Source organism: Streptomyces sp. NPDC030143, from assembly GCF_055573695.1.
Window position 1 is genome coordinate 374,080 of sequence record NZ_JBVIAY010000005.1, and the last position, 19,875, is coordinate 393,954.

Genomic DNA, 19,875 nt, shown 5'->3' on the forward strand with positions numbered 1-19,875 from the left:
CTCGAGCCCGTATCTCTTGGCGGGAACCACGGACAGAGGGAGAACACGGTGCCGACACCGCCCGAACCGGGGCAGCCGCACGACCGCCGGGTCCTGGAACCCATCCGGGTCCTCAGGCCGCGCAACACCGACGCCCTCGCGGAACTGTTCCGCGAGATGACCGAGGACAGCGGCTCCTGTGAAGCCGTCCGGGTGCCGGCCCGCCGGCCCGGCGCGGAGGCCGGGACCGAGCGGCTGCCGTCGGCCGGACGGCACCAACCGCCGACGGGCCCGCCGCGCGAGCCGGCCGGCGGACCGCACCGGGTCGCCGTCGCGGCGATCGCCGTCCTCACGGCGGCCATCGCCGGCTTCGCCTGCGCGCTGCTGCTGCCGGGCCGCGGCGACGCGGCGACCGCCCGCACACCCCCGGCCGCCACGGCCCCGGCGGCGACCCCCGAGGCGGCGACCCCCGAGGCGACGAATCCGGAGGCGACGAATCCGGAGGCGACGAATCCCGGGGCGACGCATCCGGAGACCACGGCCGGCCCCGGCCCCGGCCCCGACGCCGACCCCGACGGCGCAGGCGCCGGCACGCTCCGCGAGGGCGACACCGGCCCCGAGGTCACCGACCTGCAGCAGCGGCTGCGCCGGGTCCCGAACATCTACGACGATGGCCCCACCGACGGCCGCTACGACCCCGTCGTCACCGCGGCCGTGGCCCGCTTCCAGCTCTGGTACGGCATCCGCGGCGACGAGACCGGCGTCTACGGCGACGACACTCGCCGCGACCTGGAGTCCCGCACGGGCTGACCCGTGCGCCGCTACGCGCCCGCCCCGTCGTCGCCGGGCACCCGGATGTCCAGAACGCACACGTCGTCCCGCCGCTCGGGGTCCAGCAGCGCGCCGAGCAGCTGGTCCAGCGGGGTCGTGCCGGGGGCGCCGGGCAGGGAGGCGGCCCGGGCGAGCCGTTCCAGCCCCCGGTCGATGCTCTCCGAGGGCCGCTCCACCAGGCCGTCGGTGTACAGCACCAGCCGGTCGCCGGGCTCCAGGCGGCACTCGGCCTCCTCGTAGAGGGGGGTGTCGCTCGCGCCGAGCAGCATCCCGCGCGGCCGCGCGAGGTAGCGGGCCTCCCCGCCGCGCACCAGCAGCGGCGGGGGGTGGCCCGCCTGCGCCCACAACAGCCGCCGTTCGCCGGGGTCGTAGCGGGCGAGGACCAGGGTGGCGGTGCCGTGCGGGTCGCGCGAGTGCAGCAGCAGCGCGTTGAGCCGGCCGAGCGCGCCGGTCAGCGACGAGCCGGTGATGACCATGCCCTTGGCGGTGAAGCGCAGCAGGGCCATGGCGGCGACGGCGTCCATGCCGTGCCCGGCCACGTCGCCCACCACGAACAGGGCGTCACCCTCGGGCAGTTCGATGGCGCTGAACCAGTCGCCGCCGACGTTGAGGCCCGACTGGGCGGGCAGATAGGCGATGTCGACGCGCAGCCCGGCCAGCCTGACCGGTTGCCTTGGCAGGGGCAGCAGCGCCTCCTGGAGCCGGGTGGCCACGGTCCGCTCGGCCTGGAGCACGCCGTGCTGGGTGAGGATGGCCCGTTCGCTGGCGACGAGGGCGAGTTCGGCGCTGCGCTGGGCGGTGAGGTCCTGCACGAAGCCGTGCACCTCGGTGGGGGTGCCCTGGGCGTCCGGCACGGCCTCGGCGACCGCCCGCAGATGCCGGACGCCCTGCCGCGTGTCGATGCGGAACGGCACGTCGCAGGGCTGTCCGCGCCGCACCAGTTCGCCCAGGGCCCGGGCCAGGGCGGGCATGTCGTCGGGCAGCGCCAGCGCCGGCAGCCGGGGCAGGGGCACGGCCCCCTGCGCGGGGTCGCGGTCCAGGATGGTGAAGACCTGGGAGGACCAGTTCACCTCGCCCGTGACCAGGTTCCAGTTGGCCCAGCCGAGATTGCCGAGCCGCTGTACGTCCGCCAGCCGCTGTTCCTGCCGGTCCGAGGGGTCGTGGCGGATCCAGCTGACGACGAGTCCGTCGCCGAGGCGCGCCGCCCGCGCCGAGTAGGTGCACAGCTCGCTGACCCCGGCCACCGTGTGCCGGCGGGCGAACGGCTCGCTCTCGTAGGGGAGTCCGCCGACCAGGGTGGCCAGACAGCCCTGCCACAGGGGTTCGTCCGCCACGGCCGGCCAGCACTCCAGATAGCGCAGGCCGACCAGTTCACGACCGCTGCGGCCGACCGCGTCGGAGGCGCCGGAGGTCGCGGCGTCGATGACGAAGTCCTCGACCTGCCCGGTCGCGCCGCGCACCGGGGTGAGCAGGACGGCGGCGACGGGGAGCCGGTCGAACACCGTCTGCACGGCGTCGGTGGCCCCGCCGACCACGGGGTCCTGCCGGGGGCCGTACGTGCGCAACGGGCCCGCGCACAACCGGGCGACGGCCAGCAGGAGCGCGCGTTCCCGCGCGGTGAACGGGCCTGCGCGGCGGCGCAGTATCCCGAGGGCCACATCGGCCGGTTGGCCGGTCGTCACCGGCAGCCAGGCACGGCTCGGCCACATGTCGGGCGGGTCCCCGATCAGCAGGTCCCGCTTGCGGTCCCGCGCCGGGTCCTCCAGCCACCGGGGCTCACCGGCGTCGAGGGCGTCCAGCGCGGCCAGCCCGCCGAGCGGCGGCACCCGGCGCCACTGGCCGACGAGCGTGTCGTCGACACCGGCGTGCCCGACGAGTTCGAGGCCGCCGGCCGGGACCCGCGCGAAGATCATGACGGCGTCTGCGCCCACACCCGGACCGAGACGCTCCAGCAGGCATCGGGCGAGGTCCTGCGGACCGCCGACGCGCACGAGGGACTCGGCGAGCCGGGCGAGGGCATCGGCGTCCGCGGCCCTCCCGGGCGCGTCCGGCGGGAGGTCCGCCTCCGCGGCGGCCGACACCGCACGGGCAGCCGCACCGCCCGACGGGGCGAGGGAACCCAGGGTGAGCCAGCACTCCTCGAGCAGCGTGCGCTGCCCGGTCTCCGCCCGGTGCTGGAGCTCGTCCTGAGCGGCCTCCGGGGAGCACCCCGTCTGCGCCATCACGGCGCCCTTGGCGCGCTCCAGCACCGCAGACGTGGCCGCCCGGTCCTGCAACCGGTCCATCTCCGCGCGCTGGCGGGCCACGACCCGGGTCAGGGCGGCCATGTCGGGCACGGCGCCGGGCTCGGCAGGCCTGGCGGGTTCGCTCGTCACGCCACGAGCATGGCACACCGTGGCGGCCTCGATCACTGTCTTGCGTCAACGCCCCGGCCAGCGAGGATGCCCGCCGCTCAGCGGCTGGAACCGCTGTCGACGAGGGCCTCGGAGACGGCGCGGACGCTGCGGGCGATGTGCTGCAGTTGCAGGACCTCGGCGGCGTACAGCTTGATCGTGTGCTCGATGACCGACTCGGGCATCCCCAGGCGCGGAAGGTCGGCGCGGGCGGTCTGCAGGGCGGTGCGGGCGACCCGGATCTCGTGCTGGACCTGGATCTGCGCATGGCGGGCGAGCAGTACCGGGTGGCGCAGCAGCGCCGGGTAGCTCGCGTAGCGCGCGGGTACCAGCTCGCGCAGCCACTTGGCCGCGGAGCGCTCCCAGTCGTAGCTTCCGGGCGTCTTGACCTGGCACGGCCAGTCCGGGCTGATGCGCGTCGTCGTCAGGGTCATGATCATCGCTTCCGGGTGTGTGGCGTCGTGACGGGTGGTCCGACGTTGTGGGGCGGCCCCGGTCCAGGGGATGACCGGGGCCGCCACGGGCGCTCGCGTGAGCGAGACCCCGAGCACCGTGGGCGCCGACGTGGGTAGGGGACGACGGCTTCGGGTGCTCGTTCGGGTGCCCTCGGGGGCTGGGTGCGACCGTGAGCAGTATTTATATATGCCGTCGCCTTTGCAAGGAGTATGAAAACATTCATGCGCGAAATGCGCAGAAATATCCCTCTGTGACGTTTTTGTGGAGGGGGTGGGTGGGGGCGGGTCCGTCGGTCAGTCCCGCAGGAAGAACTGGTGCTGCTCCGCGATCTGTTCGTACTCCTCCAGCCGCGCCTGGGTGCGCTCCGGGCCCGCGTCCGTCATGGCCTGCAGGAGCGCGGCGGCCATGACGCCGGGGGCGGCGTAGGAGTCGAAGACCAGCCGGGATCCGGTCCCGGTGGCGAAGGTGACGTCGGCCTCGTCGGCCACCGGTCCCAGCGCCAGGTCGGTGACGAGCGCGACCTTCAGACCGGCGCTGCGCGCGACCCGCACCGCGGTGAGCGTCTCCTGCGCGTGCCGAGGCATGGAGAACGCCAGCACCCAGGTGCCGCCCGCCTCCCGTGACTGCAGCAGCGCGTCGTACGCCACGCTCCCGCCGCGTGTCACCAGCCGTACGTCCGGGTGGATGCGGCGGGCGGCGTAGGCGAAGTACTCGGCGAGCGAGGCCGAGATGCGCAGGCCCAGGATGGTCAGCGGCGTCGACGCCGACAGCTGCCGGCCGACGTCGATGACCCGGTCCGGGTCGGCGAAGTCGCGGCGCAGGTTCTCCAGGTTCTCGAGCTCCGCGTCGACCGCCGCCTGGAGCTCGTTGCTGCGGTTCACCTCGGCGGCGGCGGGCCCGCCGGCCAGGGCGCCGAGCGCGATCGACTGGAGTTTCTCCCGCAGCGCGGGGTAACCACTGAAGCCCACGGCGGCCGCGAACCGGGTCACCGAGGGCTGGCTGACCCCGACCCGCTCGGCGAGGTCGGTGATCGACAGGAACGCCGCCTCGGTGATGTTCTCGATCAGGTACTGGGCGATGCGCCGCTGGCCCGGTGACAGATGGGGCCCGTCGAACAGGGCCCTCAGCCGGGAGGTGGGGGACACCTCCGCCTCCGGAGCGGTCTTGCCCGAGGTGATCGTGGTCGCCTGTGCGCGTGCCTGCTGAGGCGATGGCACCGGTCCTCCTCCTTTGTCTCCCACGAAGCTCAACATAGCTCACGGGCCCGCGCGGACCCCGGCCCGCGGAGCCCCGCGGACGGGGCGAGAACTGGACGGCCGCGAGAGGGAACGACTCTCCCCTCCGGCCGGGGTTCGCCGTGTCGTCGGGGCCGAGGTGACCCGCTCGGGGGCGCGGGGGAGTGCGCGCCCGACCCTCCCCGTCGAGCCCGCGGGCGTCCGAGGGCCGGAGAGGAGCCCCGGCCGGGGTTCGCCGTGTCGTCGGGGCCGAGCTGACCCGCTCGGGGCGCGGGGGAGTGCGCGCCCGACCCTCCCCGTCGAGCCCGCAGGCCGCCGACGGTGGGAGGGCCGGCTGCCGGCGGAGCGAAAGGCGGGGGCGGCGCTCCGCGCGCCCCGCCCCCGCCTTGGCCCCCGCCTTGGCCCCCGCCTTGGCCCCCGCCTTGGCCCCCGCCTTGGCCCCCGCCTTGGCCCCCGCCTTGGCCCCCGCCTTGGCCCCCGCCCGGATCAGCCGCCGTCCCGGGAACGGCCCGCCCGGAGACCCCTACCGCTTCACGATCCGCACCGACAGCCCGTCCGCCGTGTACAGGGGAACGGCCCGCAGCGTGTCGGAGTCCAGCTCGACCCGGTCGAACCGCCCCCGCAGCGCCCTCGCGTCGATCACCGGGACGACCGCCCCGGCGACCGGCGGGCGCTCGGCGTCCAGCCGCAGCCCGAGCACGCTGCCCCGGGCGAGAAGGACCCGCCCGGCCACGGCCAGGACCGCGCCGTGGTTCCTGCGCAGGGTGAGGTCCAGCACCGCGCCCGACTCCTGGGCGTACAGCGTCCGCACCCGCACCGGACCGGCCGCCCGCAGCGTGCCGCCCGCGAGGCGGACCTCGCCGTGCCCGAGAGCCTTCGCGGAACCGGCGACCAGGGCGCCCGCCTCCACGACCGTGCCGCCCGTGTAGTGGTTGGCGCCGGTCAGCGTGAGCGTGCCGGAACCGCGCTTGGTCAGACCGCCCCGGCCGTCGATGTCGTTGCGCCAGGTGTCCGCCGCGTGGAAGCCGCCCGCGGCCGCGTCCAGGGTGACCGTCACGTCGGAGTCGAAGGCGCCGTAGCCGTCCGCCGCGGTGAACAGGTCGAGCCGGCCCCACTGCTCGAAGCCGTCGAGGAGCACATAGCCGGCGCGCAGCGCGGTCGTGCGCAGCACCTCGCGGCGCTGGGCGGCGTCCAGGTACGGCAGCCGCGTCTCCAGCAGCACCTCGGCGCCCTTGGGCACGGTCAGGTCCCGGTCACGGCCCTCCCGGGTGAGCACATAGGTCAGCTTCGGCTCGACCACCCGCCGGTTTGCCCGCCGGTCGGCGTAGCGGTCGCCGGTGTCGGAGTGGGCGTGGGCGAACAGGGTGTCGGGGGTGGTGCCCGTCCGCTGGGTGAAGTAGGCGAGCGCCTGCGCGCGGGCGGCCGCCTTGAGGGAGGCGTTGGCGGGGTCGGCCAGAGCGGCCGCGGCGAGGGCGGTGGCCATGACGCGGCCGCCGATGACGTCGACCGTGGAGTGCATGCCGGCGACGATCCGGGTGTGGCTCAGCTCGAACGCCCGGGTCACCAGCTCCTGGAACCGCTCGGGCACCGCGTACGCGAAGGCCAGGGCCGCCAGGTGGAAGGCGTTGGTGTGCCCGCTGGGGAAGCCGCCGTCGTCGGCGGGGGAGGTGCTGCGCTGGCGCAGCAGCTGGGGGGCGACGATCACGTTCGAGTCGTAGACGGGATAGCCGAGCGCGTCGGTCCTCCCGGTGTCGACGACCTCGCTGTGCTCGTTCATGCGCCACGGGCGCGGGTACTGGAAGGCGTACTTGCCCGGGTTGCCGGAGGCGAACGGGCCGCGCACGGTGTCCACGAGCCGGGCGACCTGGCCGAGGTCGGAGGTGTACGAACCGGCGCCGATCGCCGAGCCGGCCGGCGCGTCGGCGGGCAGGGTGTCGCTGATCGTGGTCGGCGGCGTGGTGTCCGGCGCGGTGGTGATCGACGTGACCGCCCGCGCGCCCGCCCGGTACAGGTCGGCGAGCGGTCCGAGGCCGCCGATCATCGCGTAGCTCTGGTGCTGGCGGTCGTAGAGGAAGGCCTCCTTGGCCTGCGCCTCGGTGCGGGCGCCGGTGACGCGGGCGCAGTAGCGCATGTTGGCGCGCAGCACCTCGGGCCGCAGCGGCGTGCCGGTGTTCCAGGCCGAGCCGGTCTTCCAGACCTCGGCCATGCCGCCGAGGATCCGCACCACGGCGTTGGTCTCGGGCGTGAGGTTCGTCAGGACGTTGGTCCTGTAGTCGTCGACGAACGCGGCGGCGGCCGTCGCGGCCTTGGCGTCGGCGGCGCCGAGCCAGGTGACGAGGGTCGGGGCGGCGACCAGCGCGGCCGAACCGCCCAGGGAGACCTTCAGGAAGCCTCGTCTGTTCACGGCCGAGGGGGTGCGCTGCCCGGCGGGTGACGGCATGGATGTGCCTCTCTCGAGTTCTTCGGCCGTGCGGCCGGGGGAGGGACGTGCGATCCGGTGCGACGGTGACGGACCGTGGTGTTCCGTGAGCCGGACCTGTGCGTACGAGCGAAGATCTACGGCCGGGCGGTGACCCGTCGGGGCGTCTGCGGCGGCCGTGGCATGTCCTGCGGGTGAACGGGGGTCCGCGTCGATCGCGGTGCGGCGCCCCCGTGCGGCGCCCTCGCGCGGGCGCGCCCTCACAGCAGCGTCCGCGCCAGGGCCAGCGCCCCCTGCACGGGCGCGACGCGCAACGGCTGGGCGCGCGCCCCGGGTGCGGCCTCGGCGAGCGCGGCGGCGAACGCCTCGTACAGCGCCGGCTGGGCGAGCACCGTGCCGCCCGCGACGACGACGTCGTCCACCGGTACACCGCGGCCGGCGAGCCGGACGACGAGCGCGGCGAGCGCCTCGCCGGCCTCGGCGATCACATTGCGGGCGAGCGACGAGCCGTCGGCGGCGGCCGCGAAGACGACGGGGGCGTGCCGGCCCCACTCGGCGGAGACGTCCGCCGCCCCTTCCAGGGCCGCTCCGAGCGCCGGCACCTCGGGTACGCCGAACGCGGCGACGAGCCCGCGCGCGAGCGCGTCGGGTTCCTCGCCGCGGTCGTGGGCGGCCCACACGGCCCGGGCCGCCTCGCGGACCAGTCCGGCGGCCCCGCCCTCGTCGCCGAGGACCGCGCCCCAGCCGCCCACCTGTACGGCGGTGCCGTCGGGCCGTCGGCCCACCGCGACCGAACCGGTGCCGGCGACCAGGCCGACGCCCTTGTCCAGTCCGGCGGCGGGCGCGAGGAGTTCGGCGTCGCCGACGATCAGCGCGGGCACGTCGAGGAGGCCGTGCAGCGCGGTCCGGATCCGCTCGCACTGGCGCGGGGTCTCACACGCGTGCGCCCCCACGGCGAGCGCGGCCGGGCCGACGCCCGGGGGCAGCGCCTCACGGACCAGCGCGGCCAGCCGGTGGGCGGCGTCGACCGGGTCGTGCGGCCGCCAGCCGGCGCTGCCGCGGACGAGGTCGGCCACGATGGCGTCCCCCGCGAGCGCGCGGAGGTGGGTCTTGGTGCCGCCCACGTCGATGCCGACCACGAGGGGGCACGGGGGAGAGTCCTGCACGGCTCCTCTTTCGTCGTTGCGCTGGGCTGCGACGGTGGGCGAACCGTGCCTTCGGAGAAGCGGGTCGGAGAGTCGGGGAAGCCCCGGGACGGGCTTCCGGCGGAGCACGGCAGGCGAGTACCGTGATGTTCGTTAGGAAGTTAACTAACGAAGTACAGTGCGTCAAGAGTTCAGTCCCGCACCCGGCCGCCGGGGCGGCCCGCCCGGGCCGTCGCGGGGCGGGAACGCGTGACGCCCGTGCATCCGTCGCCGCATTCCGCAGAGCCGAACGCCTGGGAAGCGCGGTCCGTGACCTGAGTGGGGGAACTGTGGAACCCGACGTGGCAAGAGCCCCCCGCCTGACCGAGAGCGCGAGTGCGGTGTTCGCCGTGCTGGCCGAGGCGGGCCGGGCGACCCGGCCGCAGCTCGCGACCCTGGCGGGCCTGTCCAAGCCGACGGTGTCCTCCGCCGTGGCGGAGCTGGAGGGCGTCCGGCTCGCCGCCCACTCCGGCACCGCCTCCAGCGGCACGGGCCGCTCCGCCGCCGTCTACCGGCTCGGGCCGGACGCCGGGACCGTACTCGCCGTCGACCTCGGTCCCGCCCTCACCCGGGTGCGCGGCTGCGCCCTGGACGGCACCCTGCTCGCCGAGGCCACCGGCTCCCGGGCGCAGGCCGCCGACGTCGTGCGCGAGGCGCTCGACGCACTGCCCTCACCCGCCCCGCTGCGCACGATCGTCGTCGCGGTCGGCGACGTCACCGCGCCGGGGGACACCGGTATGCGCCCGGCGACCGCCAAGGCCGGGCCGGTCTTCGACGCCGTGGCCGTCGCACTGCCCCCGGGTGTGCCCGTCCACCTCGAGAACAACGTCAACTGCGCCGCCCTCGCCGAACTGCACGAGGGTGCGGCGCGGGGCCGGCACACCTTCGGCTATCTGCGGATCGGCGTGGGCATCGGCCTCGGCATCGTCGTCGGCGGGCGGGTGCTGCGCGGGGCCAACGGCGCCGCCGGAGAGCTGGCCCGGCTGCCCTACCCCTGGGCCGACGGCCGGGTTCCCCGCCACGAGGCACTGGAGGAGTATATCGGCGCGCGCTCCCTGCTGCGGCGGGCCGCGCAGGCCTGGCAGGACGCCGACGGACCGTGCCCGCGCACCACCGAGCGGCTGTTCGCCCTCGCCGGGGAGGGCCGGGCCGCGGCCCGCGCCGTCGTCGACCGTCACGCCGTGGACGTGGGGCGGCTCGCCGCCGCCGTGACCGCCGTCCTGGATCCGGGGCTGATCGTGCTGGGCGGCAGCACGGGGGCGGACCCGCGGCTGCTGGCGGGCGTGCGGGCCGAGCTGGAGCGGCTGAGCTGGCCCACCGAGGTGGTCAGCAGTACGGTCGGCGATCTCGGCACGGTCGTGGGCGCCGCCCGGCTGGCGGTGGCCCGGGGAGTCCAAACCGTGACCGATGCGGCGCGGACGAAGGATTGACGGCCTCCGACTCGGTCTGCCAATGTCCGGACAAGCGCTTTCTAAGTCGGTCGGGACACCGGCTTGGGGTGGGCGTCCCGACCGTACGTGAGGTACGGCAGCCACGCGAGGGCGTGCTCGCGTGACGACGGCCATGGCGGCCGGGGATCCGCACCCGTCAGGATGGGCGAGGCCGGGCGAGGCCGCGCCCCCGGAAGGCGCCTTCCGCATCACATCACCCCGTGCCGCCAGCGACCGGCCGGGAAATTCGTCACGCACCTCCAGGGAGGACCCGGTGGGTCACCAGATCTCGCGCAGAACCCTCTTCCGCACCGCGAGCGGTCTCGCCGTCGCCGGCGCGCTCGGCACCTCGCTCAGCGCCTGTGCCGGCGGCACCGGCGCCGGCACCACCACCGACAAGCTGACGATGATCTGGTGGGGCAGCGACCAGCGCCACGCGGCATACAAGAAAGCGCTTGCCACCTTCCAGAAGGACAACCCGAAGATCAAGATCCAGGAGACCTACTCCGGGTACGACGGGTACTTCGACAAGTTCAACACCAACGTCGCCGGCGGCAGCGCCCCCGACCTGCTCCAGATGGACACCGCGCTGGTCGCCCAGTACGCCCGCAAGGGCGTCCTCGCCCCGCTCGACTCCTATGTCGGCAAGACCCTCGACCTGACCGGCTTCTCCAAGACGCTCCTGGCCGCCGGCACCGTCGACGGCAAGCTCTACGGCGTCCCGTCCGGCATCGGCGTCAACCAGCTCACCGTCAACCGCAGCGGCCTGGAGAAGCTCGGTCTGAAGCTGCCGGACCGCGAGTGGACCTGGACCGACCTGAAGAAGGTCGCGCAGGACGTCTACAAGAAGAGCGGCGGCAAGACCCACGGCGTCGACGACGGCGGCGGCTCCACCCTCCAGTGCTTCGAGATCTTCGCCCGGGAGAAGGGCCAGACCTTCTTCTCCGACGACGGCAAGAAGCTCGGCTTCACCCCCGACACCCTCCAGGAGTGGTGGGAGTACTGGGCCGAGATGCGCAAGACCAACGCCTGCCCGCCGCCGGCCATCACCTCCGCCGCCCACAACGACCTCACCAAGAACGCGGTCGTCATCGGCAAGGCGCTGTTCACCTTCGACTCCGGCGTCTACGGCGCGGGCGGCGACATCACCTCCGCGCAACTGGACTTCCTGCCCACCCCGCAGGGCGACTGGTCCGGCGCCCGTGAGGGCAACTTCGTCAACGGCGGTGTGCTGCTGAGCGCCACCAAGGCGAGCAAGAAGGTCGCCGACTCGGTCAAGATCATGTCGTTCTTCGCGCAGAACGACACGGCGATCAAGGACATGCAGCTCTACCGCGGCATCCCGCCGACCGAGAAGGCCCGCAACCTGATCGCCCCCAGCCTGACCGAGACGGACAAGCTGAACATGGCGAACGCCGACTACATCTCCCAGCGGGTCGGCAAGGCCACCAACGCCCTGCCCGCCCCCGTGCCCCCGCCGCAGGGCGCCGACCGGATCTGGGACCTGCTGTTCCAGTCGAACCTGGCCATCGCCTTCGGCAAGGCGACGATCAAGGGGCAGCTCGGCAAGTTCTTCGACCAGGCCGCCGGGACTCTCGCCGAGTAACACGCACCGTCCGTCCGACCACCGGGAGAGGTCCAGGGAGATGAGTATGACCACCGCCAAGACCGACGAGGTCGTGAAGGAGCCGCCGGCTCCGGCGACCCCGTCCGACCAGCGGGAGCGCGATCGCATGCGCCGCCGCCTCGCCAGACGGCGGGGCGGCGGGTGGTGGCCGTACGTCTTCCTGGCCCCCTGGTTCGTCGGACTCCTCGGGCTGACGGTCTATCCGATGCTCGACTCGCTGTACCTGTCGTTCACCAAGTTCGACCTGCTGACACCCCCGGAGTGGGTCGGCGGCGCCAACTACGACCGGATGTTCACCGACGACCCGGTCTTCTGGGACTCGGTGCACGCCACCCTCCTGTATGTCCTGGTGTCCGTGCCGCTGAAGCTCGGGCTCGCGCTCGGCGTGGCGATGTTGCTCAACCGCGACCTGAAGGGCATCGGCCTGTACCGGGCCGCCTTCTACCTGCCCTCGCTGCTCGGCGGCGCGGTGGCCGTGGCGATCGTGTGGCGGCAGGTCTTCGGCGGCGACGGCCTGTTCAACGACTTCCTGAGCTGGTTCGGCATCAAGGGCCAGGACTGGATCTCCAGCCCCGACACCGCCATCTACACGCTCGTGCTGCTGGCCGTCTGGCAGTTCGGCACCCCGATGGTCATCTTCCTCGCCGGCCTCAAGCAACTGCCGAGGGACGTCTACGAGGCGGCCTCCATCGACGGCGCCGGCCCCGCCACCCGGTTCTTCAAGATCACGCTGCCGCTGCTCACCCCGATCGTCTTCTTCAACGTCGTCCTGCAGATCATCGACGCGTTCAAGACCTTCACTCCCGCCTTCGTCGTCAGCAACGGCACCGGCGGACCGCTCAACTCGACCATGCTCTACTCCCTCTACCTGTACAAGAAGGGCTTCACCGACCTCCAGATGGGATACGCCTCGGCGCTGGCCTGGGTGCTGTTCCTGGTCATCGCGGGCTTCACGGCGGTCAACTTCGTCGCCAGCCGCTACTGGGTCCACTACGACGACTGAGCGAGGAGTCCTTCACCATGTCCGCCATCACCCCGTCGCCGTCGCCGCTGCGGAAGCTGCGCTCGCTCACCGGCCCCCGGCGCATCCTCGTCCACACGCTGCTCGTCGGCGTCGCGGTCGTCATGCTCTACCCACTGCTGTGGATGCTCAGCAGCTCCGTCAAGCCCGACACCGAGATCTTCACCCACCCCGGGCTCATCCCGAACGCGCTGCGCCCGGAGAACTACTCCGAGGGCTGGAGCGGCTCCGGCAACTCCTTCTCCCTCTACATCACCAACTCGCTGATCGTCTCGATCGGCGCGGTCGTCGGCAACGTCATCTCCTGCTCGCTGGCCGCCTACGCCTTCGCGCGCTTCGAGTTCCGAGGCAAGAAGATCTGGTTCGGCATCATGCTCGGCACGCTGATGCTGCCGATGCAGGCCACCCTCATCCCGCAGTACACGATCTTCTACAACCTGACCTGGATCAACACGTTCCTGCCGCTGATCGTGCCGAAGTTCCTGGCCACGGACGCCTTCTTCATCTTCCTGATGGTCCAGTTCATCCGCTCCATCCCGCGCGAGCTGGACCAGGCGGCCATGATGGACGGCGCCAACCCGTGGCAGATCTACTGGAAGATCATCCTGCCGCTGATGCGGCCCGCCCTGATCACCACGACGATCTTCTCCTTCATCTGGACCTACGACGACTTCCTCAGCCAGCTGGTCTACCTCCAGCAGAACGACCGCTTCACCGTGCCCCTCGGCCTCACCCTGTTCCTGGACAAGACCAGCGGCTCCTCCTACGGCGCCATGTTCGCCATGTCGACCCTCGCCCTCCTGCCGACGCTCATCTGCTTCCTCATCTTCCAGAAGAGGCTGGTCGAGGGCCTGGCGACCTCCGGCATGAAGGGCTGATCCCCGGTGCACCTCCTCCACCAGCGCGCCCCCCTGCACGACCTGCCGGACACCCCGGAGGCCTACGACGCCGTCCTCGCCGACGTCGTCGAACAGGCCCTCGCCCGGCTGACGCCCGAAGGCAGCCTCGAACACCCCGACTGCGTCGACGACATCGGCGACACCTCCCTCGGCGTCACCTCCCTGCTGGCCCTCGCCTGGCAGCGCACCAAGGACCCGCGCCTGCCGGGGGCCGTGCGCCGCAGCCTCGGCTTCCATCTGCGCGAGCGGGTCTACCGGCAGGACAACCCCGGCTACCCCAACCTCAGGGTCCGCAACTCCGGCCTGCCGTACGCCCGCTACGTCCTGGAGGCCGGCGCCCACCCCATCGGCGACTGGCCGAGCACGGTGTGGGCGCTGCTCCAGGCGGTGAACCTGCTCGACGCGGCCGACGGCCTGGTCGCCGACGAGCAGCGCGCGGAACTGCTGGAGGTGGCGCGCGGCTACTGGTGCTGGCTGACCGAGGCGACGTTCTTCAACCCGCAGGAGGCGGGCAACCAGGCGATCGGCTGTGTGGTCGGCGGCCTGATGCTGGCCCGCCACCTGCCGCCCGCCGAGGGCCGGCCGGTGCGGGCGAAGGCCCTCGCCCTGTACCGCGACGAGATCCGCGCCCACCGGGTCCGCGACCGCGGTGCCCTGCTGCCGCCCGAGCACGGCGGCGCCTACGACAACAACTACGGCCCGATCTCCCTGTCCTTCCTCGCCCAGGCGCACCGGATCAGCCGCGAGGAGGTGTTCGCCGAGGACGGAGACGCGCTCGCCCGCTACATCGACGCCCGCCTGACGGGCGGCGGCTTCGACCACGGCGGCCCCCGCTACAGCGAACAGCACTCCGGCTTCGAGTCGGTCCTCGGCCTGCGCTACTTCAGCCGCCGCATCGGCTCCGACCTGGGCCGCTACCGGGGCGACACCCGCTGGGGCCGGCACGCGGTGAAGGCGGACGGCGGGCTCGACGGCCACTTCGCGTGGATGCTGGTCTGGCAGATCCAGGACACCACGCGCTGGCAGCGCACACCGTCCACGTCCTCCACGCGGCACCAACTGCGCGCCGGCACGGTCTCGGTGGCCTTCGACGACCGGATGACGCCTTCCCTGGTCGAGGCGGGCGGCACCTACTACCTGCCCGCCGCCGTGGGCCGCCAGCACGGCTTCGGCCCCGTCACCGACGGCTTCCTGCTGTGCCGCCCCATGGGCGAGGTCCGCGTCCGCGACGTCCGCGCCGGCGGGCTCACCGCCAAACTGGTCACCAAGCCGGTCGTCGGCCGCGACCACGTCCTGCGGTCCGTGCGCTCCCTGTACGTCACCGACGGCACGAGCCTGTGGACGACGGTGGCCGTCGAACGCCTCGACGGAACGCCCTACCTGCTCGCCGGACTGCCCTACGCCGAGGATGACGGCGACCGGGTGCGGCGCACGGCCGAGGGAGCGGTGGCCTCCGCCGGAACCCTGCGCCTGACGCACCCCGAGGGGCGGGGCGCCGACCACTTCGACGCCCGCGCGCACACCACCCAGGAGCAGGCCGCCTTCGCCCTCGCCGCCGACCCGCGCGGCTACGGCAACCCCGACGAGGGCTGGCGCCACCTGGTCAGCTCCACGGCCCTCGAGGCGGGCCCCGTCCCGGACGCCCCCGACGACCTGCACGTCTTCGCCGTCCGCTACGGCTCACACGACCCGTTCACCGTGTCCGTCGCGCACACCGACGCCGGCCTGGCCGTGCGCACGCCCGCCTTCACGGCCGTCCTGGGCGCCGACGACGTCCACGGCGACCCGGAACTGACCCTGCGGGGGCCACTCACCGACTGACCGTCACCGGCGGCGTGGGCCTCCGCGGAGTCGGCGTCCGCGTCGTCCGGGCGGCCGGCTCGTACAGCGACTCCTCCCGCTCAGCCGGCGGCGTCCGCTCCGGCTCTCCCCGGTCCAGGCACCGCACGGCGCTGTCCGGACCCGGGCGGCCACCCCACGACGCCCCGCACCACCAGATCCGCCCGTTCCCGGGTCGACGCGACGAGGCCGGCGTTGCGCTGGTCCGTGCCCCGCACCCAGGCCACCGCCTCCTCGTGGCCCTTGCCGAACTCCTCGTGCCGCGCGACGAGGCGGCGCACCCGCTCGTCCTCGTCCACCTCGCAGAACCACACCTCGTCGAGCGCGGACCGCACCCGCGCCCACGCCCCCGTGTCCAGCAGCAGGTAGTTGCCCTCCGTCACCACCAGCCGGGCTTCGGGCGGCACCGGCACCGCGCCCGCGAGCGGCTGCTCCAGCACCCGTTCGAAGCCGGGCGCGTACACGACGTCGTCGCCGTCCGTCTCCTCCCGCAGCCGTCGCAGCAGCGCCGCGTACCCGGCCGCGTCGAACGTGTCCGGCGCCCCCTTGCGGTCGCGGCGGCCCAGCCGGTCGAGCTCGACGTCGGCCAGGTGGAAGCCGTCCATCGGGACGTGCGCGACCCACGGCAGGCCGCCGCCGTTCAACTCCTCCACCAGACGCTCGGCGAGGGTCGTCTTGCCGGCGCCGGGGCCACCGGCGATGCCGAGCAGCGCCCGCCGCCCGTCGCGGACGAGGGAACGCGCACGCAGCAGAAGATCGTCGAAAGTGTGCACACAGCAGAGTGTCGCAGTCTGGAGGGGCACCCGGGAGGCGGAGAGGAGGAGAACGTGTCCGAGGACGAGAGGCGGATCCGCGCCCTGATCACCCGCTGGGCCGACGCCGTCCACCGCGGGGACCTCGCCGCCGTGCTGGCCGAGCACGCCGAGGACCTGGTGATGTACAACGTGCCGCCGCCCCACGCGGGCATCCGGGGCCTGGCCGCCTACCGGGCGATCTGGCCGCCGTTCTTCGCGTGGCAGGCGCAGGGCGCGCTGTTCGAGATCGACTCCCTCGACGTCACCGCAGGCCCCGACGTCGCCTACGCCCATGCCCTGTTGCGCTGCGCCACGCCCGGGGAGCTGGCCGAGCGTCCCGCCGAACGGCTGCGGTTGACGTTCGGCCTGCGCAAGGAGGCCGGCCGCTGGGTGATCGCGCACGAGCACCACTCGTTCCCGCACGACTGACCCGGCTCTTTCCGGCCGACCCGGCGGCCGGAGTGTGGCGTGCGCCACTCGGTGGGCACCCCCGGGACGGGGAACCGGACCTGTATGACGACGACGCTCGGACTCCCGGACACCATCCAGGCCTGTCTCTTCGACCTCGACGGGGTCGTCACCCGGACGGCCGTGGTGCACGCGGCGGCATGGAAGGAGACGTTCGACGCGTTCCTGCGCGAGCGCGACGGCGAGGGATACCGGCCCTTCGACTCGGCCGGCGACTACGACGAGTACGTGGACGGCCGCCCGCGCGCCGACGGCGTCCGCACCTTCCTCGCCTCCCGCGGCATCCGGTTGCCCGAGGGCGATCCCGACGACCCGCCGGACGCGCCGACCGTGCACGGCCTCGGCAACCGCAAGAACGAGCTGCTGCTGGAGAAGATCCGCACCCAGGGCGTCGAGGCCTACGACGGAACATTGCGCTACCTCGCGGCGGTCCGTGCGCGGGGCCTGCGCACGGCGATCGTCTCCTCCAGCGCCAACACCCGCGACGTGCTGCGCTCGATCCACGCCGAGGACCTCTTCGAGGTGCGCGTCGACGGCGTGGTCGCCGCCGAACGGAACCTGCCGGGCAAGCCGCGCCCGGACACCTTCCTCGCCGCCGCCCGCGAACTCGGCGTCGAACCGTCCCGGGCCGCCGTCTTCGAGGACGCGCTGGCCGGCATGGACGCGGGCCGCTCCGGGCACTTCGGATACGTCGTCGGCGTCGACCGGGTGGGACAGCGCGACGCCCTGTACGCGCACGGCGCGGACGTCGTCGTGGCGGACCTCGCCGAACTCGGAGGGAGTGCGTGATCACCGAGCGGTCCTACGCCGTCGAGCCCTGGTGCGTGCGCGAGACCAGCCTCGACCTCGACGTCCTCGCCCAGAGCGAGTCCGTGTTCGCGCTGTCCAACGGGCACGTCGGCTGGCGCGGCAACCTCGACGAGGGCGAGCCGCACGGCCTGCCCGGCTCCTACCTCAACGGCGTCCACGAGCTGCACCCCCTGCCGTACGCGGAGGCCGGCTACGGCTACCCCGAGTCCGGACAGACCGTCATCAACGTCACCAACGGCAAGATCCTGCGGCTGCTGGTCGACGACGAGCCCTTCGACCTGCGCTACGGGCGGCTCGTCACGCACGAACGCGTCCTCGACCTGCGCCGGGGCGTTCTGGAACGCACCTGCGAGTGGACCTCGCCGGCCGGCTCCACGGTCCGGGTGCGCTCGACCCGGCTGGTCTCCCTCACCCAGCGCGCCGTCGCCGCCGTCGCCTACGAGGTCGAGGCCGTCGGCAGCCGTTCCCGTGTCGTCATCCAGTCGGAACTGGTCGCCAACGAGAGCCTGCCCGAGCCCGACGGCGACCCGCGCGCAGCCCGCGCCCTGAAGTCGCCGTTGGAGCCGGAGGAGGACGTCGCCGTCGGCCGGCGGCTGCGCCTGGTGCACCGCACGAAGCGCAGCGGACTGCGCGTCGCCGTCGCCGCCGACCACGACGTCACCGGCCCCGAACGCACCACCGTCGACAGCGAGAGCAACGTCGACGTGGCCCGGCTGACCGTCACCTCGGTGCTGGAACCCGGCGAGACGCTGCGCGTGGAGAAGCTCGTCGCCCACGGCTGGTCCGGCGTGCGCTCCCGGCCCGCGATGAGCGACCAGGTGGAGGCGGCCCTCGCGGCGGCCGGCCACAGCGGCTGGCAGGGCCTCCTGGACGAGCAGCAGGCCTACCTCGACGACTTCTGGGCGCGTGCCGACGTCGAGGTGGACGGCGACGAGGAGATCCAGCAGGCCGTCCGCTTCGCCCTGTTCCACGTACTGCAGGCCGGTGCCCGCGCGGAGGGCCGGGCCATCCCCGCCAAGGGACTGACCGGCTCCGGCTACGACGGCCACGCGTTCTGGGACACCGAGACCTTCGTGCTGCCGCTGCTCACGTACACCGCGCCCGAGGCCGTCTGCGAGGCGCTGCGCTGGCGGCAGAACACGCTGCCCGCCGCCCGCGAGCGCGCCGCTCAACTCGGCCTGAGCGGCGCCGCGTTCCCCTGGCGCACCATCGAGGGCTCGGAGGGCTCCGCCTACTGGCCGGCCGGCACCGCCGCCTTCCACGTCAACGCCGACATAGCCGACGCCGTGGTGCGCTACGTCGAGGCGACGGGCGACACCCTCTTCGAACGGGACACCGGCGTGGAACTGCTGGTGGAGACCGCCCGGCTGTGGCGCTCGCTCGGACACCACGACGCGCACGGCGTCTTCCACATCGACGGCGTCACCGGCCCCGACGAGTACAGCGCGATCGCCGACGACAACACCTACACCAACCTCATGGCCCGGACGAACCTGCTCGCCGCCGCCGACGTCGTCGAACGGCACCCCGAGGAGGCCGCCGCGCTCGGCGTCGACGCGGAGGAGAGCGCCTCCTGGCGGGACGCCGCCCACGCCGTGCACATCCCGTACAACGACGAACTGGGCGTGCACGAGCAGCACGCGGGCTTCACCCGCTACCAGCGCTGGGACTTCGCCGCCACCCGCCCCGACCAGTACCCGCTGATGCTGCACTTCCCCTACTTCGACCTCTACCGCAAGCAGGTCGTCAAGCAGGCGGACCTGGTGCTGGCGATGTACACCTGCGGCGGTTTCTTCGACGAGGAGCAGGTCGCCCGCAACTTCGCCTACTACGAGCCGCTGACCGTCCGCGACTCCTCCCTGTCGGCGTGCGTGCAGGCCGTCGTCGCCGCCCGGGCGGGGCATCTGGAACTGGCCTGTGCCTACACGGGTGAGGCCGCGCTGATGGACCTCGCGGACCTGGAGCACAACACCCGTGACGGGCTGCACATCGCGTCCCTGGCCGGCACCTGGACGGCCCTGGTCGCCGGCTTCGGCGGACTGCGCCGCGACGGCGACAGCCTGCGCTTCGCGCCCCGCCTCCCGGAGCGGTTCAGCCGTCTCGCCTTCTCGCTCCAGTTCCTCGGCCGCCGTCTGCGTGTCGAGGTCGGCCCCGACAAGGCCACCTACACCCTGCTGTCCGGCCCGCCCCTGACCATCGGCCACCACGGCACCCCGATGACCCTGAACGGCGACGGCCCGGCGGTGGGCCCCGTGCCGCCGGCCCCCGACCGCCCGACCCCGCAGCAGCCCGAGCACCGCGCACCTCACGCCCGCTGAGGAGTCCTTGCACCATGAGCGCCTGATCAGGCCGGGAGGCTTAAGGGCCCTTCTGATGGATCTCCACGGCGTCGCGACGCCGCGGAGATCCATCAAAAGGACCCTGGGCGGGCAGGGTGCAAGGACCCCTGAAGGCCCCTCACCCGCGACCGCGCGCAGTTGGCGGTATCCC

Annotated in this window: 15 protein-coding genes; 9 read left to right on the top strand and 6 right to left on the bottom strand. The window is 73.4% G+C overall.

The genetic code is table 11. The annotated features are described in order from the left end of the window. Window positions 1–48 precede the first annotated feature (48 nt). On the top strand, window positions 49–789 hold the full coding sequence (locus tag ACZ4YY_RS12285; RefSeq protein WP_468287527.1) for a peptidoglycan-binding domain-containing protein: 741 nt from the start codon (window positions 49–51) through the stop codon (window positions 787–789). A gap of 11 nt (window positions 790–800) precedes the next feature. Here the strand turns inward: ACZ4YY_RS12285 and ACZ4YY_RS12290 are convergent, their stop codons facing one another. The 5 genes from ACZ4YY_RS12290 to ACZ4YY_RS12310 all read right to left on the bottom strand — a co-directional run bounded on the left by ACZ4YY_RS12290 (window position 801) and on the right by ACZ4YY_RS12310 (window position 8,479). Continuing rightward, window positions 801–3,137 (bottom strand): SpoIIE family protein phosphatase, encoded by a 2,337-nt coding sequence (locus ACZ4YY_RS12290; protein ID WP_468287727.1) that lies wholly within the window; start codon window positions 3,135–3,137, stop codon window positions 801–803. A gap of 125 nt (window positions 3,138–3,262) precedes the next feature. Continuing rightward, window positions 3,263–3,643, bottom strand: coding sequence for a hypothetical protein (locus ACZ4YY_RS12295; RefSeq protein ID WP_468287529.1), 381 nt, complete (start codon window positions 3,641–3,643; stop codon window positions 3,263–3,265). A gap of 309 nt (window positions 3,644–3,952) precedes the next feature. Then, complete coding sequence (locus ACZ4YY_RS12300; protein WP_468287531.1) at window positions 3,953–4,876, bottom strand: MurR/RpiR family transcriptional regulator; 924 nt, start codon at window positions 4,874–4,876, stop codon at window positions 3,953–3,955. A 541-nt stretch (window positions 4,877–5,417) separates the two neighbouring features. Continuing rightward, the gene (locus ACZ4YY_RS12305; RefSeq protein ID WP_468287534.1) at window positions 5,418–7,334 is read right to left on the bottom strand and encodes a phosphatase PAP2 family protein; all 1,917 of its coding nucleotides are present in this window, start codon (window positions 7,332–7,334) and stop codon (window positions 5,418–5,420) included. A gap of 239 nt (window positions 7,335–7,573) precedes the next feature. Continuing rightward, the gene (locus tag ACZ4YY_RS12310) at window positions 7,574–8,479 is read right to left on the bottom strand and encodes an N-acetylglucosamine kinase (RefSeq protein ID WP_468287536.1); all 906 of its coding nucleotides are present in this window, start codon (window positions 8,477–8,479) and stop codon (window positions 7,574–7,576) included. 320 nt (window positions 8,480–8,799) lie between these two features. Between ACZ4YY_RS12310 and ACZ4YY_RS12315 the strand changes: the two genes are divergently transcribed. The 5 genes from ACZ4YY_RS12315 to ACZ4YY_RS12335 all read left to right on the top strand — a co-directional run bounded on the left by ACZ4YY_RS12315 (window position 8,800) and on the right by ACZ4YY_RS12335 (window position 15,295). Beyond that, on the top strand, window positions 8,800–9,927 hold the full coding sequence (locus ACZ4YY_RS12315) for an ROK family protein (RefSeq protein WP_468287539.1): 1,128 nt from the start codon (window positions 8,800–8,802) through the stop codon (window positions 9,925–9,927). 274 nt (window positions 9,928–10,201) lie between these two features. Beyond that, complete coding sequence (locus ACZ4YY_RS12320; protein WP_468287542.1) at window positions 10,202–11,533, top strand: ABC transporter substrate-binding protein; 1,332 nt, start codon at window positions 10,202–10,204, stop codon at window positions 11,531–11,533. A gap of 46 nt (window positions 11,534–11,579) precedes the next feature. Then, window positions 11,580–12,557 carry a carbohydrate ABC transporter permease gene (locus tag ACZ4YY_RS12325; protein WP_468287545.1) on the top strand — a complete coding sequence of 326 codons (978 nt, stop codon included), beginning with the start codon at window positions 11,580–11,582 and terminating at the stop codon, window positions 12,555–12,557. Between the two features lie 17 nt (window positions 12,558–12,574). After that, window positions 12,575–13,453 carry a carbohydrate ABC transporter permease gene (locus ACZ4YY_RS12330; protein WP_468287549.1) on the top strand — a complete coding sequence of 293 codons (879 nt, stop codon included), beginning with the start codon at window positions 12,575–12,577 and terminating at the stop codon, window positions 13,451–13,453. 6 nt (window positions 13,454–13,459) lie between these two features. Next, entirely contained in the window at window positions 13,460–15,295 is a 1,836-nt protein-coding gene (locus ACZ4YY_RS12335; protein WP_468287552.1) for a hypothetical protein, read from the top strand. An 80-nt stretch (window positions 15,296–15,375) separates the two neighbouring features. On the opposite strand, the gene ACZ4YY_RS12340 is transcribed toward ACZ4YY_RS12335, so the two are convergent. Further along, complete coding sequence (locus tag ACZ4YY_RS12340; protein WP_468287555.1) at window positions 15,376–16,086, bottom strand: nucleoside/nucleotide kinase family protein; 711 nt, start codon at window positions 16,084–16,086, stop codon at window positions 15,376–15,378. Window positions 16,087–16,140: 54 nt separating this feature from the next. Here ACZ4YY_RS12340 and ACZ4YY_RS12345 point away from each other — a divergent pair, with 54 nt between their 5' ends. The 3 genes from ACZ4YY_RS12345 (at window position 16,141) to ACZ4YY_RS12355 (ending at window position 19,703) form a co-directional block, all read left to right on the top strand. Then, window positions 16,141–16,536 carry a YybH family protein gene (locus tag ACZ4YY_RS12345; protein ID WP_468287558.1) on the top strand — a complete coding sequence of 132 codons (396 nt, stop codon included), beginning with the start codon at window positions 16,141–16,143 and terminating at the stop codon, window positions 16,534–16,536. 84 nt (window positions 16,537–16,620) lie between these two features. After that, on the top strand, window positions 16,621–17,364 hold the full coding sequence (locus ACZ4YY_RS12350) for a beta-phosphoglucomutase family hydrolase (RefSeq protein ID WP_468287561.1): 744 nt from the start codon (window positions 16,621–16,623) through the stop codon (window positions 17,362–17,364). Continuing rightward, a complete protein-coding gene (locus tag ACZ4YY_RS12355) occupies window positions 17,361–19,703 on the top strand; it encodes a glycoside hydrolase family 65 protein (protein WP_468287563.1) in 2,343 nt (780 codons plus the stop codon). The genes ACZ4YY_RS12350 and ACZ4YY_RS12355 overlap by 4 nt, the downstream gene beginning before the upstream one ends. The last annotated feature ends 172 nt before the right edge of the window (window positions 19,704–19,875 follow it).